The organism is Vibrio maritimus (assembly GCF_021441885.1).
Lineage (GTDB): Bacteria > Pseudomonadota > Gammaproteobacteria > Enterobacterales > Vibrionaceae > Vibrio > Vibrio maritimus_B.
In genome coordinates this window covers 908,283-922,066 of record NZ_CP090438.1, presented here as the reverse complement: position 1 = coordinate 922,066, position 13,784 = coordinate 908,283, and the positions used below count along the sequence as shown (strand labels likewise).

Sequence of the window (13,784 nt, the reverse complement as noted above, 5' to 3'; positions counted from 1 at the left end):
CTTCACGCTTCGCTTACAAGAATTCGTCCGCGCCACCAGAGAGCATTAGCTCTCCGTTATCCGCCATGCGACGAGCAATCGTCAGAACTTCTTTCTGAGCTGCTTCTACATCAGCAACGCGCACAGGTGGCATTGCTTCAATATCTTCACGCATCATATCGGCAGCACGTTTAGACATGTTGTTGAAGATCTTCTCTTTAAGTCCTTCGTCAGCACCTTTAAGCGCACGTTGAAGTACATCTTGCGGTACGTCTCTAAGCAGCTTCTGAATACCTTGGTCGTCGACCTCGATAAGGTTCTCGAATACAAACATGAGGTCTTGAATTTGCGTCGCCATATCTTCGTCTTGGTCGCGAATTTGATCCATGAGTAGACCTTCGACATTGTTGTCTAGGTAGTTCATGATCTCCGCTGCTGCCTTCAGGCCGCCAATCTTGGCCGCTTGTGCACCCGCTTGACCAGCGAACTGCTTCTCCATGATTTCGTTGAGCTCTGCGAGCGCAGAAGGCTGAACCTCTTCTAGATTGGCAATACGCATCATCAAATCAAGACGAACACGTTCTGGGAACTGCGACAAGATTTCTGCCGACTGATCGGCCTCGAGGTATGACAAAACGATAGTTTGGATCTGAGGGTGCTCGTTGATGATGATGCTCGCCACTTGACGAGGGTCCATCCATTTCAATGAATCGAGACCTTTTGAGCCCGTGCCCAACAGGATCTGGTCAACAAGGTTATTCGCCTTATCTTCACCAAGTGCAGCCACAAGCGCATTACGCATGAAATCTTCGCTGCCCATACCAATATTGGTGTACTTCTGAATATCTTCTAAGAAGGCACGGTGCACCGCCCCGACTTTGTCCTGGCTAAGGTCACTGGCCTTAGCCATCGCACTACCGACGCGTTGCACTTGCTTAGGCTCTAAATGACGAATAATACTCGCCGCATCCGATTCATTAAGACTTAACAACAAAATCGCCGCTTTGTCTTCGCCGCTAATTGTTGCAATGTCTACGCTAGTTTCCGCTAGTTGACCGCCGTTGGCCGCTACAATTTCATTCGCCATTAGTTTTCAGCCATCCAATTCTTCACAACTTGCGCTGCAAGTTCAGGTTCATTCGCAACAAGTGCACGCACTGCTTTCAGCACATCTTCGTCTTTATGTAGGTTAGGTAAGTCAATACCAGAGCTAAATTCGAACAGCTCACTACCATCAATATCAGTGCCAATCAGGCTGGTTTCGCCATCCGCACCCAACGGCAAGCCGTCTGGTCCGTATAGTTGCTCATCTTCATCCTGAGCGGCAGGATTAAGCAGTTTCTTCATCGCTGGGCGAATCAATACAAGTACGACTACGATGATAACGAGTGCACTTGCAAACCAACGAATCCAATCGTTAAAGTTTGGATGCTCCCAAATAGGCACATCTGGTAATAGCTCAGCTGCTGGCTCTTCGAACGTCATACTAAGAACATTGAGAAGGTCACCGCGGTTTTCATTAAAGCCAACAGCACCGACTAATATCTGACGCAAAGCGGCAAGTTCACTCTCAGAGCGAGGCTCATAGGTCACTTCGCCCGTATCTGGGTTCACTTTCGCACGATTTTTGATAGCAACGGCAACCGTTTGACGATTCACTACGCCCGTTTGCTTGCGCTCGTGACTGATGGTGGTATCAAGCTCAAAGTTGCGAGTCGCCTCTTTGTGCACTGAGCCTTGACCCATTACCGAGCCATCTTTCATCTGCGCCACATCAGTTGGGATTGAGGCATCGGCCGGAGGCTGGTTACTCAGCGCACCAGGAACGCCAGCGACTACGCTGCCGTTATTGTAATCTTCAAGTGTGTATTCACTTCGTGTCGCCGGGGTATTTGGGTCGAAGCGCTTGCGCGTTTGCTCAACAGCGCTAAAGTCCAACTCGATATCAACCTGAGCGGTATAGTTGCCAAGACCTAAGATTGGAATCAGTACCGAGTCAATTTTCTCGCGAAGTGCTTGCTCTTGGTTACGCTCTAACTCCTGCTCTTTTCGTCTCGCCATAGACGTCGCGTCTTGTGAGCCAGAGTTGAGCAGACGACCGTGTTGGTCGGTAACAGTAATGCGCGACGGTTTCATACCTGGAACGGCACTTGCCACCATATCGACCACGGAATCGATCTCTTGCTGTCTAAGCAGCGAGCCCGTCGCCAATGTTAAAAATACCGATGCGGATGCTTCTTGATTGTGGCGAACAAACACACTTTGCTTTGGCAGTGCTAATAAGATACGAGCAGAACGTACCTGCTTCATTTGTTCTATAGCTTTGGCAAGCTGTCTTTCACGGCTTAGCTTGAGACGCTCTTGCTCAAGGCGTTGAGATACGCCAAAGCCCATATCTTGCATTAAGATATCATCGCCCGCGTTCGACTGACGGTTCAGGCCCGCACGAACCATATCAAGCTTCAGATTGTTGTATTCATTAGCAGGAACGCTTAATGCGTTACCTTCGAGCTTGTAGGCAACTTTTTTCTGGTCTAGGTAATCCAGAACGGGAATAAGCTCTTCGGTTTCATAAACGCCAAGTGGGCGCATCTCAGGTTCTTTCACCCAGAAGAACAGCATCACAATCAAAGCGACACAGATAGAGATAGACAGCACCAGTACGATCTGTCTTAGCAGATCGAGATCACCGACTGCCAGATCAAACTTAGAACTGCTTTTTTCATTGATGTCAGGGTTTTGACTGTCGGACGCTATGTCTGAGCTCGCTACCATTGCAGTATCGGTACCACTGTCCATTAGCGCGACATCCGTCGACTGATTTTCTTGAGCCACTTTATACTACCTAGATTACACGGGCATGTTCATGAGTTCTTTATAGGCTTCGACGAGCTTATTTCTCACTTGTATGGTTGCTTCAAACGCGACGCTTGATTTGTTACGAGCAATCATCACGTCGGATAACGACACATCGGCATCGCCACGGTCAAAACGCATCTGTAAATCGCCCGATGTTTTTTGTAGGCCATTTACGTTATTTACTGCTTGGGAAAGCATGTCTCCAAAATTCGCCCCTACTTGATGGGCATTGGCTGCAGGCTTAGTGTTTGACGCTTCAAACATCATCGCTTGCATTTCACTGTGTAATCCGTCAACTTTCATGCTTTACCATCCACTGCCAATAAATTGACAGTTTCCTTTCACAATTCTGATACTGGGCGTTAATTGATAATATTCAGCAAAAATTATGCCACGCCTACCCCGATACTGACTAGCATCGGGGCAAATTAATTTGTGACGATTAGCTAGGGATCTCAATTCCAGCATCGCGCATTTTGGCGAGCTTATAGCGCAGCGTTCTTGGGCTGATACCTAACTTCTCTGCCATTTCTTTTCGGCGACCCTCACACTCTTTGAGCGTCTCCAAAATGATGGCAAACTCTTGGTCACGCAGCTCACCACCAAGACCTTCGCTGGTTGCCACTGGGCGAGCCAGTTCAGACACAGCTTCAGCAACAGGCGCAACCGTTGGTACTGCCACCGATTGTGGTTCTGCTACCGCCATTTGCAGGCTGGATGCGTCTTGCCAATCCACGCCTTCCAACAAAATATGTTCGGCTGAGACTCGGTTTTTCTCGCACAGGATCAGGGCTCGCTGAACCACGTTATCAAGTTCACGAACGTTACCTGGCCACGGATAGGATTGAAGTTTGGCTAGTGCTTGCTCAGTAAACTCCGGCATAGGCATACCCAATTTCTTACAGTGACGCTCCGTCAGGTGACGTGCTAGCGGCGCAATATCGCCGGTACGCTCACGAAGCGCTGGCCAAGCGATTGGGAACACATTGAGTCGGTAATACAGGTCTTCTCGGAAGTTACCCTCTTGCACATATTGCTTAAGGTCGCGGTTACTGGTCGCAAGTACACGAACATCCAATGAGATACTCTTACGGCTACCAAGACGCTCAACCTCACGCTCTTGCAATACACGCAGCAATTTTGCTTGAAGGTTTAGATCCATCTCGCTGATTTCATCCAGCAAAATGGTCCCGCCTTGAGCTTGTTCAAACTTACCAGGACATGCCTGAATCGCGCCGGTAAATGCGCCTTTCTCGTAGCCAAACAATGTCGCTTCTAGCATGTTATCTGGAATCGCCGCACAGTTAATGGCTACAAAAGGGCCGTCAGCACGCAGTGATTTGTTATGAATGTAGCGCGACATGACTTCTTTACCAGAGCCACTTGGACCAAGAACCATAACACTCGCATCGGTCTTAGCGACCTTCTCTGCAAGCGCAAGGAGCTGAATACTCTTCGGATCAGCAACAACCGCATCACCATTATCGTCCGACTTAACTGGCGCATAGCGACTCACCATATTGAGCAAGACTTCAGGCGCAAAAGGCTTCGCCATATAATCAATGGCGCCCTCTTTCATCGCCGCTACAGCGTCTTCAATATTGGCGTAAGCCGTCATTAACAGAACAGGTAAGTTCGGCCAGTGCTGCTTGATGTTACGTAGCAGGGCTAGACCACCCATGCCCGCCATCTGAACATCAGAGACCACAATATCTACGGGTTGAGTTTTCAGCTTCACCAGCGCGTCTTCCGCACAGTCCGCTTCTACCCACTCGTAACCTGCAAGCGCAAGAGTATCGACTAATGCTTCGCGTAGACCTTCATCATCCTCTACGATCAGTACTTTGCTCTGAGCCATCAGTTTAATCCTTCATCTGTTACTTCTTGATTCGATGTGGTTTCTGCTAGTGGCAGACACATGGTAAAGCATGCGCCATCATCGTCTTCTGATATTAATTCCAATCGTCCCTCGTGGGCACGACATACCATTTGCACTACTGCGAGACCAAGGCCCGTGCCTTGTGAACGTGTCGTGAAAAATGGCTCCATGATTTTTTGTTGTAACTCTTTTGGAACACCCGGTCCGCTGTCTTGAACCGAGATCTTGAGTTCATTATTTACGGGTCTAAAGAACACATCGACCTGTGAGCCCTTACCCGCAATTTGGACTGCATTGAGCACGAGGTTACTTAGCGCTGACGCCAACGCATTGGCGTTGCCAAGGAGCTGAGTTTCCTCTTGCTCGACTTCTAAGCAGTAATCAATTTGATTGCTCTTCAGCGTGGTCTCTACCATAGGTTGATATTCTGCGACTAAATCAGCGATGGTAAACGGCTTAATCACCTTGTTATCACCGCCTTTGGCAAACAGCAGCATATCATTCACCTGCTTTTCTAGGTCATGCAGTCGATCGACAAGCTTGACTTGAAAACGCTCACGTGTCGCTTGCGGCAAGTTTGGCGCTCCAAGGTTCGACGCGTAGAGCATTGCACTCGACAATGGCGTTCTCACTTGGTGTGCCAATGACGCCACCATACGTCCCAATGATGACAATCGTTGCAGGTCGCTGACGCGAGACTGGAGCAAACGTGTTTCGGTAAGGTCGGTAATTAGAATCAGCTGACCGGTTTTTGATGCTGAAATAGCAAGACGTACCTTACGCCCATTACGCAGCGATACCTCATGGCCGTCATCTTCTCTTGGGTCAAACACGACTTGGATAAGGTGGAACCATTTTTGACCAACAAGTGGGATCTCTAGGATTCGATGCGCTTCAGGGTTAGCTTCTCTTACAACGCCTTGGGAATCCAATAGGATAACGCCCGCAGGCATGGCTTCGATAACCTGTTGGTAGCGTTCAACTTGCGCCTCTAGGGAGTCAAGATGTGAGCTCGACTCTGGTTCAGGTTGCGATGTTTCATTGACCATCTGATTCATTTACGAGGCTTTCCTTTCTCTCATTACCGCTCGTAGAAATACGTAAGCCCAAAAAAGACTATAGCCCGACAATGCAAAAGGCATGCCGAGCTATATTCTTTCAAAATCAGACACTTAATTGCGTCAATTTTTTGTCGTCAATTTTTTATCGTGACCAGAGTCAAATTTTAGTCGAAGAGGGAAACTAACGATTGATGCTGTACTTGCGCATCTTTTCAACCAAGGTAGTTCGACGCATACCCAGCATATCGGCAGCACGTGCCACAATACCGTCTTGAGCATCAAGCGCTTGATTGATCATGTTCACCTCAAGATCCGCCAACATCTCTTTAAGGTTGACCCCTTCTGGAGGCAGTGACTGAGGAGAGAGTTGCTCATCAAACTCTGGCTCATCGCTGAACGAGAAGTCGTCAGAGAAAATGCTGTCTAACGCATCACGCTCTTGCTCTTCAATGGTTTTGAACGCATTCATTTCTGGTTGGAACTCGGGAATATCACTGTAGCGGTATTTAACCGGTAGGTGATTCACATCCACCAAGCTATTTGGGTACAGGATAACCATACGCTCAACTAGGTTCGCGAGTTCACGTACGTTACCTGGCCAGTCATGCTCCATCAAAGAATTAATAGAACGTGGTGCGAAACAGATCGGTTGACCCCCCTCTGCTTCCATACGAGCCAAGAGTTCTTGCAACAACAGGGGAATATCTTCTTTACGCTCACGAAGCGAAGGCATCTCGATAGGGAACACGTTCAGACGATAGAATAGGTCTTCACGGAACTCTCCTTGAGAGATCATTGATTCAAGGTTGCGGTGCGTCGCAGCAACAATACGAACATTGGCCTTAATGACAGCTGTACCACCCACGCGCTCGAACACTCGCTCTTGCAGCACGCGAAGCAGTTTCACCTGCATTGGCATTGGCATATCACCAATTTCATCCAAAAACAGAGTGCCGCCTTCTGCTAGCTCGAAACGACCTTTGCGCGCTGTAATAGCACCAGTAAACGCCCCTTTCTCGTGACCAAACAATTCACTTTCAAGCAAATCGGGTGGGATCGCGCCGCAGTTAACCGGAACGAAAGGCCCTTTACGGCGGGTTGAATGGTAGTGAATATTTCGCGCCACTACTTCTTTGCCCGTGCCCGATTCACCTAAGATTAGTACGTTGGCTTCAGAGCCTGATACCTGCTCGATTAAATGGCGAACCTCTTGAATACCGGGACTTTGCCCAACTAGGCTGCGAAACAAAGTGTTTTTGCGTGCCGCAGAAGGTACTTGAACGCCTTTGCGGCCAAGAAACTCGCCACAGTGACGTAATGCATCGCTAAGCTGGCGATAGTTGAGAGGGAATTCGAGTTCACCGACAAAATTTGTCAGCGACTCTACTGCGCCAGTAAACTCGCTTGTGACTAATAAAGGGATATGATTTGACACAGAAAGCTGCGACAGCAACGCTTTAGAAAGCGTCGGGCTTTGCAATGCACCAACGATGCACCCAGACCAGGTCCGAGTCCAATCAATCTGATTGATGTCGTTTGATGAGATTGCGACGCAGTGCTCACCTACAAACTCGAGAATGGTTTGTAGGTTATTTCGCACCTGCGAGTCATCAGCGATAACAAGAAGTTTAGCTAAGTCTTGCATGTGTCAGGAATAATGCCTTGATAAGTCAACCATATGTGGCTTCTCTTTAGGTGATGAAGCTCACACAACAACTAGTCTTTATAAAATCACTATGTATTTTATAAAACAATTGGTTAGGTACAAAAAAAGCGCCATTGGCTAAGAATGGCGTCTATTCTATTGGCATTATTTTCATAAGGCAACTGACTCACAGTCACTTTAAGAGGTTTATTCCGCTTAAATACCTACTTCTTGAGCAGTTAGGTTGTGATAATCGGTTGGAATTTGATCCCAAGCAGATTTTATCTCGCGGATAATTTCTATAACATCATCAATTGGTTGCGGATTGTTTTCATGGTTAGCCGCTGAAATTTGCGTGATCATGAACTCATAAAGTTGGTCTAGATTCTTGGCAATATCACCGCCATCGTCCATCGATAGGCAGCTACGCAGCGCGATAATGATGTCCAGCGCTTTACCAATACGCTCACCCTTTACTGGAATATTGCCTTGTTCCATCGCCGCTTTTGCTTGGATCAAACGCTCTATCGCTCCACCCATCAGCATTTGGATAACTTTGTGCGGCGAGGCAGCGGTCAATTGGCTGTCTACTGAAACTTTCTTATATGCTTGCAATGAACCACGCATCACTATCCTCTCAAATATAATTTTTGTACTGCTGTAAGGAACGTTTACCATGTCGGTATTTTCTTAACGACTGTCCCAGCTGTTCCGTTTTCGATTCCATAAGTACCGTGATATGGCGTGTCGACTCGACGACTTGCTTCCATTGGGCACTTTGCTGCAGGTTCGGATTCCTTTTGCAGACATCAATGATGGTTTTGACTATTTGTTCTCTTTTATCGACCAGTTGATGAATTTCTTCAGTCTCTGGGTCAATATTTTCTATCAATGATAATAAACGGTGATCCAAATCACTTAACTCATTGAAAATATGCATTTAAATGCCCTTCCCCAACACGATTACGACAGCGCATTCATCATGCCTGCTAATTGAGCTTGCATCTTACCCGTGGCGTCTTGCATCGCCGCGAACTTGTCTTGAGTTCGCTTCTCAATGCCTTGCATGCGCCGATCGAGCGCGACCTGGTCATCGTTAAGTCGATAGTTCTGTTCTGTGAGACTCTTTTCACGAGTACGAATTGAACCTGTCATACCCGTCATACTGTGAATCGCATCTTCGACCTTTTTGGCAAAGCCGTTATTGCCACCAAAAAAGTCTTCTAGCTTGTTGAAGTTGTTGTTGAGCTGCTTATCCAACAACTGATAATTGATTTCGAGATTACCCGCGCGAGTGGTAGTGATACCGAACTCTGTCAGTGTCTTCAGATCCTCAGGTGCATTCTCAATGCTGGCCGAAAACACACTTTTTAAACGAGAGTCTGCGCTGCGAACGATGCTATCTCCTGCAAGTGGCCCTGCCATTCCGGTAGCGGGATCAACTTTGGCCAGATCCTGTGACACTTGGAAAAATTGGTTATAGGCGGCAACAAACTGCTCGATATCGGCACGAACACTTTCTCTATCGTATTCGACACCAATTTCTGCGGCGCGCTCGCCAGGTTTAGTGGTGCCTTTGAGTGTTAAATCGACACCTTCAATCGCATCCTCAATCACATTATTGTGACTGGAAAGCTCAGCAACTCCATCAAGTAACACGACAGAGTCTTGGGCAGATTGGACTTCTGACATGCCCATGTATACCTGCATTGAGCGCTGCGCTTCGGCTAGTTCCGCTTGGATCGCTTCCACTTTCTCTAAACGCTCTCGCTCCTCTGGAGAGAGCTTTTCACGCTCAAGCTTTTTCGCTTCCTCTTCCGTCATATCGCCATCGGCAACAGCCTTGGCGATGGCCGCTTTCTCAGCCGCAAGTTCTTCTTCTAGCTTGGCTTGGGCTTCTGCAGGCGTGACATAGGAGTCCGTAAGCGTGCCTGATGCGGTGTTCGACCAACCCGGCACCTCTTTTGATTTTTCGATGGCTTTCTCATCAAGCTCCGGCTTCGGTGCTTGATAAGAATCCATAAGGGTGCCCGACGCGGTTTCCGTCCAGCCAGGAATTGTGTCTTCAGGGCGGCCAGACTTTGCCTCTTGAGTCTGTGCAGCGTTTTCTTCGCCTTCTTTGACGGTCTCGTCTACCTTGGTTTGCTCAGCAGAATTTAATTCTTCATTCGTTTTTTCTGATTCGCCGACTTTCGCCGCTTCTTCTGGGCTAAGCTCACCGTCTACCGCGTCTTCGCCCGTTGGCATACCTAGCACGCTTAAGGCTTCAGCTTGCGCTTTTTCTAGATCGCGAACTCGCTGCTCAATCGTCTTATATTCAAATCGATAGAGATCGTTACCAACTTCTGCATCAACATTGATGCTGATGGCTTTTTCAGCACCAGACTGGTTGGAGGCAACGATAAGTCTCGGCCCATTACGGTCTTTAATAATGGAGGCTCGAACGCCGGGGTTGTCACTGGCACCGTTAATCGCTCTCACGACATCGGTGAGTTTGGAATTCTTGCGAAGGGAAAAGTCGAACTGCTCGTCGCCAAGAGAAATTTGCAGCTTACCTGGGCCAAATCGTGTGTCTTCTGGAATAACATCAGAAGCGATTTTATGGCTCTGTGCAAGCTGCAATACATCGACAGCATATTTGCCAGCGATCGCATCAGTCGTCGCTGTTGCTGTGACAACACTTTCTTCAGTGGTGTTCACACTGCGAAGTGCAAACGCCTTTTCCTGGCGAAAGTTTGCCATCAGATTTTTCATCGTATCGAGTGACTCTCTGAGTCGTCCATAGGCACTGATACTGGTATCAATTTTTGCGCGCTCGAAGTCGATACGTTGCTGCTTTGGAATACGCTCAGCATCGACTATCTTGCTCACCATGGAATTGATATCCATGCCAGATGACATCCCTATCGGACCCATTACTCACCAAACTACTGCAAATCTATACCAACCTGACCCAATCAGGTCAGACATTAAACCAGCATGTCTATGGTTAACGAGCCATGCTGTTCAATGCGCTTTAAAACTTCGAGTAGTTCTTCATCTGGAAACTGGCGAATGACGTCACCACTTTCTTTCGCATACACTGTGACAATATTGCGACCTGTATCTTCATCAACACGAAACGACAAACCCGTATTCATGTCACTTAAGAACTTATCCAGTCGCTCTACCATCTTTTCGCGCTCAGCATCATTCAGTTGCTGTCGTTCATTGGCGATGCGTTGAATCATCTCCGTCGCCTTCTTATTAGAAAGCTCCGGCGTCTCAGTTTTATTGACCCCTTCAACCGACTGAGATTTCTCTTTTTTCTCTGTCGTTACCTGTTGAGAGGCGGCATTGTTAGTATTCTTTGAAGCAAGTTCTGTGCCATTCGATGAGGCAAAAGGCTGAATGTTCGATGCGTAGGATGAAATGTCCATTCTCGCTCTCCCTGTTCTAACCTTGTATTGTCCAACTCCAACTGAGGTACTTCTCGTTGAGCAATAACATTGAAATTGGGAGTTGGCGGTAAAGGGACGTTACCGCCAACCAACCTTGCCTAAGGTCTACGACGAAATTAGCCTAGTAGGCTAAGAGCCGCCGATGGAGACTGTTTCGCTTGAGCAAGAATCGAAGTACTTGCTTGTTGCAAGATTTGATTCTTAGTCATCTCAGTTGTCTCTTTAGCATAGTCTGTATCTTTGATACGGCTATTTGATGCATTAACGTTTTCGTTAATGTTGCTTAGGTTGTTGATAGCGTGGTTGAAACGGTTTTGGAATGCACCCAGTTCTGCACGTTGAGAGTCAACGCTCTTCAATGCGCCATCAAGAATAGCAACCGCTTCTTGAGCACCCGCTACTGACGTTACATCTACGTCTTTAACAGTCACGTCTTTCGCGTCACCTAGATCGAGTTCAGAAGCTAGAGCACCACCAAACGTCACTTCACCGTCTACTTTTTGAGTAGAAGCGAACAGCTGAATTTTGCCGTCTTCGCCAACCGATGCTTTAACGTCATCGCTCTGACCGTTGATGTAAGTCGCTAGCTGTTCGATATCATCGCCTTGTTTAGCGTTGATAGTAAGATTAACGTCATCACCTTGCTTGTTGGTATAGCTCATGGTGATTTCAGTATCAGTACCAACAGTCCAGTTAGCATCTTTACCTGTGTTCGCTGCGTAGCTCTTACCACCCATTTCTGCTGTATCAGAGCGTAGGTTACCCATAGTTAGCATTACTGCTTCACCAGAGTCAGCACCGATTTGGAAAGACTGAGTACCGTAAGTACCGTTTAGAAGACGGTTACCACCGAATGACGTTGTTTCTGCGATACGGTTAAGTTCGTCGTTAAGCGCCGTCACTTCTTCTTGAATCGCTACACGCTCGTCTCTTGAGTTAGAACCGTTTGCAGATTGTAGTGATAGGTCACGCATACGTTGCAGGATGTTAGTGGTCTCGTTCATTGCACCTTCAGCGGTTTGTGCAATAGAGATACCGTCGTTTGCGTTTTTCACCGCCATATCAAGACCGCGGCTTTGCGCGTTCAAGCGGTTAGAAATCTGTAGACCCGCAGCGTCATCTTTCGCGCTGTTGATTTTATAGCCCGAAGACAAACGCTCCATTGATTTTTGTGTACCTTCCGCAGCGTTGTTCAGGTAACGCTGGGCGGTCATTGCAGACACGTTAGTGTTTACATTAATTGCCATATTGATCTCCTTAGGCATTTAGGGGTAGATGGCCTCTGTGTCTCTCACCTCACGTTGGCACATCTGATTTCATTTCTCTCAATCCCTGTAACGGCGATTCATTTAGAAGCTTTAGAAAAAAAAGTGATTTTTTTTAGAGTAAATTCAATTGATTGAATAAATGTGAGCTTGATCTAAATAAATAGGCTGGATAAAGGTAAGAAACCCCTGATTGGAAAGGAGCAATCATTTAATGCAAAAAACCAGAGCCGAGGCTCTGGTTTTGTCGTTCTTTAACGCTTAAATCAGCGCGAGCGATTAGCCTAGTAGGCTTAGTGCCGCGTTTGGCGCTTGTTTCGCCTGTGCCAAGATTGAGCTTGATGCTTGCGATAGGATTTGGTTCTTCGTCATCGCTGTCGTCTCTTTCGCAAAGTCGGTATCTTTGATACGGCTCTTCGACGCATTCACGTTCTCGTTGATGTTATCCAAGTTGTTGATTGCGTGGTTGAAACGGTTTTGGAATGCACCCAGCTCCGCACGGTGGCTGTCTACATACTTCAACGCTGAATCGAGAATCGCGACTGACTCTTGAGCGCCGCCTACTGTAGTTACATCGATAGTATCAACCGTAACTGCTTGCGCGTCTTGCATACCAAGCTCACCCGCTAGGCTGCCACCAAAGCTCACGTCACCGTCTACTTTGTTGTTACCAGCAAATACTTGTAGCTGACCATCTTCGTTTACTGACGCTTTTACTAGGTCTGTTTGACCGTTGATGTATGTCGCTAGCTGCTCGATGTCATCGCCTGCTTTCGCATTGATGGTCAGCGCTTGGTCTTGACCAAAGCTGTCTTTTAGCGTGATGGTTAGCTCGTTTGCATCTGCGGCTACGCTCCAGTCTTTGTCTTTCGCGTTTGCTGCTTGGTAGCTTGAACCACCCATCATTTCGTTGTCTGAACGCATGTCGCGTAGGCTTAGCATCACAGCTTCACCATTGTCAGCACCAATTTGGAATGACTGAGTGCCGTAGGTGCCGTTTAGAAGACGGTTACCACCAAATGATGTGGTTTCTGCAATACGGTTTAGCTCGTTGTTCAGTGCCGTCACTTCTTCTTGAATCGCTACACGCTCTGCTTTTGAGTTTGAACCGTTCGCGGATTGAAGCGATAGGTCACGCATACGTTGTAGGATGTTTGTTGTCTCGTTCATCGCACCTTCTGCTGTTTGTGCGATAGAGATACCGTCGTTGGCATTACGTACTGCGACGTCTAGACCACGGCTTTGTACGTTCAAACGGTTAGAGATTTGAAGACCCGCTGCGTCGTCTTTTGCGCTGTTAATTTTGTGACCAGAAGACAAACGCTCCATTGACGTTTGTTGAGCCTGGTTTGCGTTGTTTAGGTAACGCTGCGCAGTCATCGCTGATACGTTTGTGTTTACATTCACTGCCATGTTGTTTCTCCAATTGATTTTCCGGTGTAGCGGTTTCCGACGTCTCGGAAAACCAAGTAGTTCTCTCAAAGTTAATCTTTTAACGACACGCCCAAAAAAACCTTTAGGAAAAAACGAGAAAAAATTCGATAAAACATCCATTTGGTTAGGAATTGAGCAAACGATAGCAAAATAATAAAAAAGCGCTAAAGATCCGTTTGGCAGTGCCGAAACAGTCAGATTTTCGCTTGTAATAGCGTTTGA

At 47.4% G+C, this 13,784-nt stretch carries 12 protein-coding genes; all 12 read right to left on the bottom strand.

Features of this window, described 5'->3' with window-relative positions:
• Positions 1-13: 13 nt before the first annotated feature.
• The 12 genes from fliG to LY387_RS04205 all read right to left on the bottom strand — a co-directional run bounded on the left by fliG (position 14) and on the right by LY387_RS04205 (position 13,541).
• Complete coding sequence (gene fliG, locus LY387_RS04260; protein ID WP_042478459.1) at positions 14-1,066, bottom strand: flagellar motor switch protein FliG; 1,053 nt, start codon at positions 1,064-1,066, stop codon at positions 14-16.
• Entirely contained in the window at positions 1,066-2,778 is a 1,713-nt protein-coding gene (gene fliF, locus LY387_RS04255; protein WP_419153436.1) for a flagellar basal-body MS-ring/collar protein FliF, read from the bottom strand. The genes fliG and fliF overlap by 1 nt, the downstream gene beginning before the upstream one ends.
• 51 nt (positions 2,779-2,829) lie before the next feature.
• Entirely contained in the window at positions 2,830-3,141 is a 312-nt protein-coding gene (gene fliE / locus LY387_RS04250) for a flagellar hook-basal body complex protein FliE (protein ID WP_042478457.1), read from the bottom strand.
• Between the two features lie 139 nt (positions 3,142-3,280).
• Positions 3,281-4,696 (bottom strand): sigma-54-dependent transcriptional regulator, encoded by a 1,416-nt coding sequence (locus LY387_RS04245; RefSeq protein ID WP_234495424.1) that lies wholly within the window; start codon positions 4,694-4,696, stop codon positions 3,281-3,283.
• Positions 4,696-5,766 (bottom strand): sensor histidine kinase, encoded by a 1,071-nt coding sequence (locus LY387_RS04240; RefSeq protein ID WP_234496052.1) that lies wholly within the window; start codon positions 5,764-5,766, stop codon positions 4,696-4,698. The genes LY387_RS04245 and LY387_RS04240 overlap by 1 nt, the downstream gene beginning before the upstream one ends.
• Before the next feature lie 193 nt (positions 5,767-5,959).
• On the bottom strand, positions 5,960-7,423 hold the full coding sequence (locus LY387_RS04235) for a sigma-54 dependent transcriptional regulator (RefSeq protein ID WP_042478455.1): 1,464 nt from the start codon (positions 7,421-7,423) through the stop codon (positions 5,960-5,962).
• Positions 7,424-7,639: 216 nt separating this feature from the next.
• Complete coding sequence (gene fliS, locus LY387_RS04230; RefSeq protein ID WP_042478453.1) at positions 7,640-8,050, bottom strand: flagellar export chaperone FliS; 411 nt, start codon at positions 8,048-8,050, stop codon at positions 7,640-7,642.
• A gap of 10 nt (positions 8,051-8,060) precedes the next feature.
• Positions 8,061-8,363 (bottom strand): flagellar protein FliT, encoded by a 303-nt coding sequence (locus LY387_RS04225; RefSeq protein WP_042478451.1) that lies wholly within the window; start codon positions 8,361-8,363, stop codon positions 8,061-8,063.
• A 23-nt stretch (positions 8,364-8,386) separates the two neighbouring features.
• Positions 8,387-10,339 carry a flagellar filament capping protein FliD gene (gene fliD, locus LY387_RS04220; RefSeq protein ID WP_234495423.1) on the bottom strand — a complete coding sequence of 651 codons (1,953 nt, stop codon included), beginning with the start codon at positions 10,337-10,339 and terminating at the stop codon, positions 8,387-8,389.
• Positions 10,340-10,392: 53 nt separating this feature from the next.
• Positions 10,393-10,842 (bottom strand): flagellar protein FlaG, encoded by a 450-nt coding sequence (locus LY387_RS04215; protein ID WP_042478449.1) that lies wholly within the window; start codon positions 10,840-10,842, stop codon positions 10,393-10,395.
• Between the two features lie 137 nt (positions 10,843-10,979).
• Positions 10,980-12,110, bottom strand: coding sequence for a flagellin (locus LY387_RS04210; protein ID WP_042478446.1), 1,131 nt, complete (start codon positions 12,108-12,110; stop codon positions 10,980-10,982).
• Between the two features lie 297 nt (positions 12,111-12,407).
• The gene (locus LY387_RS04205) at positions 12,408-13,541 is read right to left on the bottom strand and encodes a flagellin (RefSeq protein ID WP_234495348.1); all 1,134 of its coding nucleotides are present in this window, start codon (positions 13,539-13,541) and stop codon (positions 12,408-12,410) included.
• Positions 13,542-13,784 lie beyond the last annotated feature (243 nt).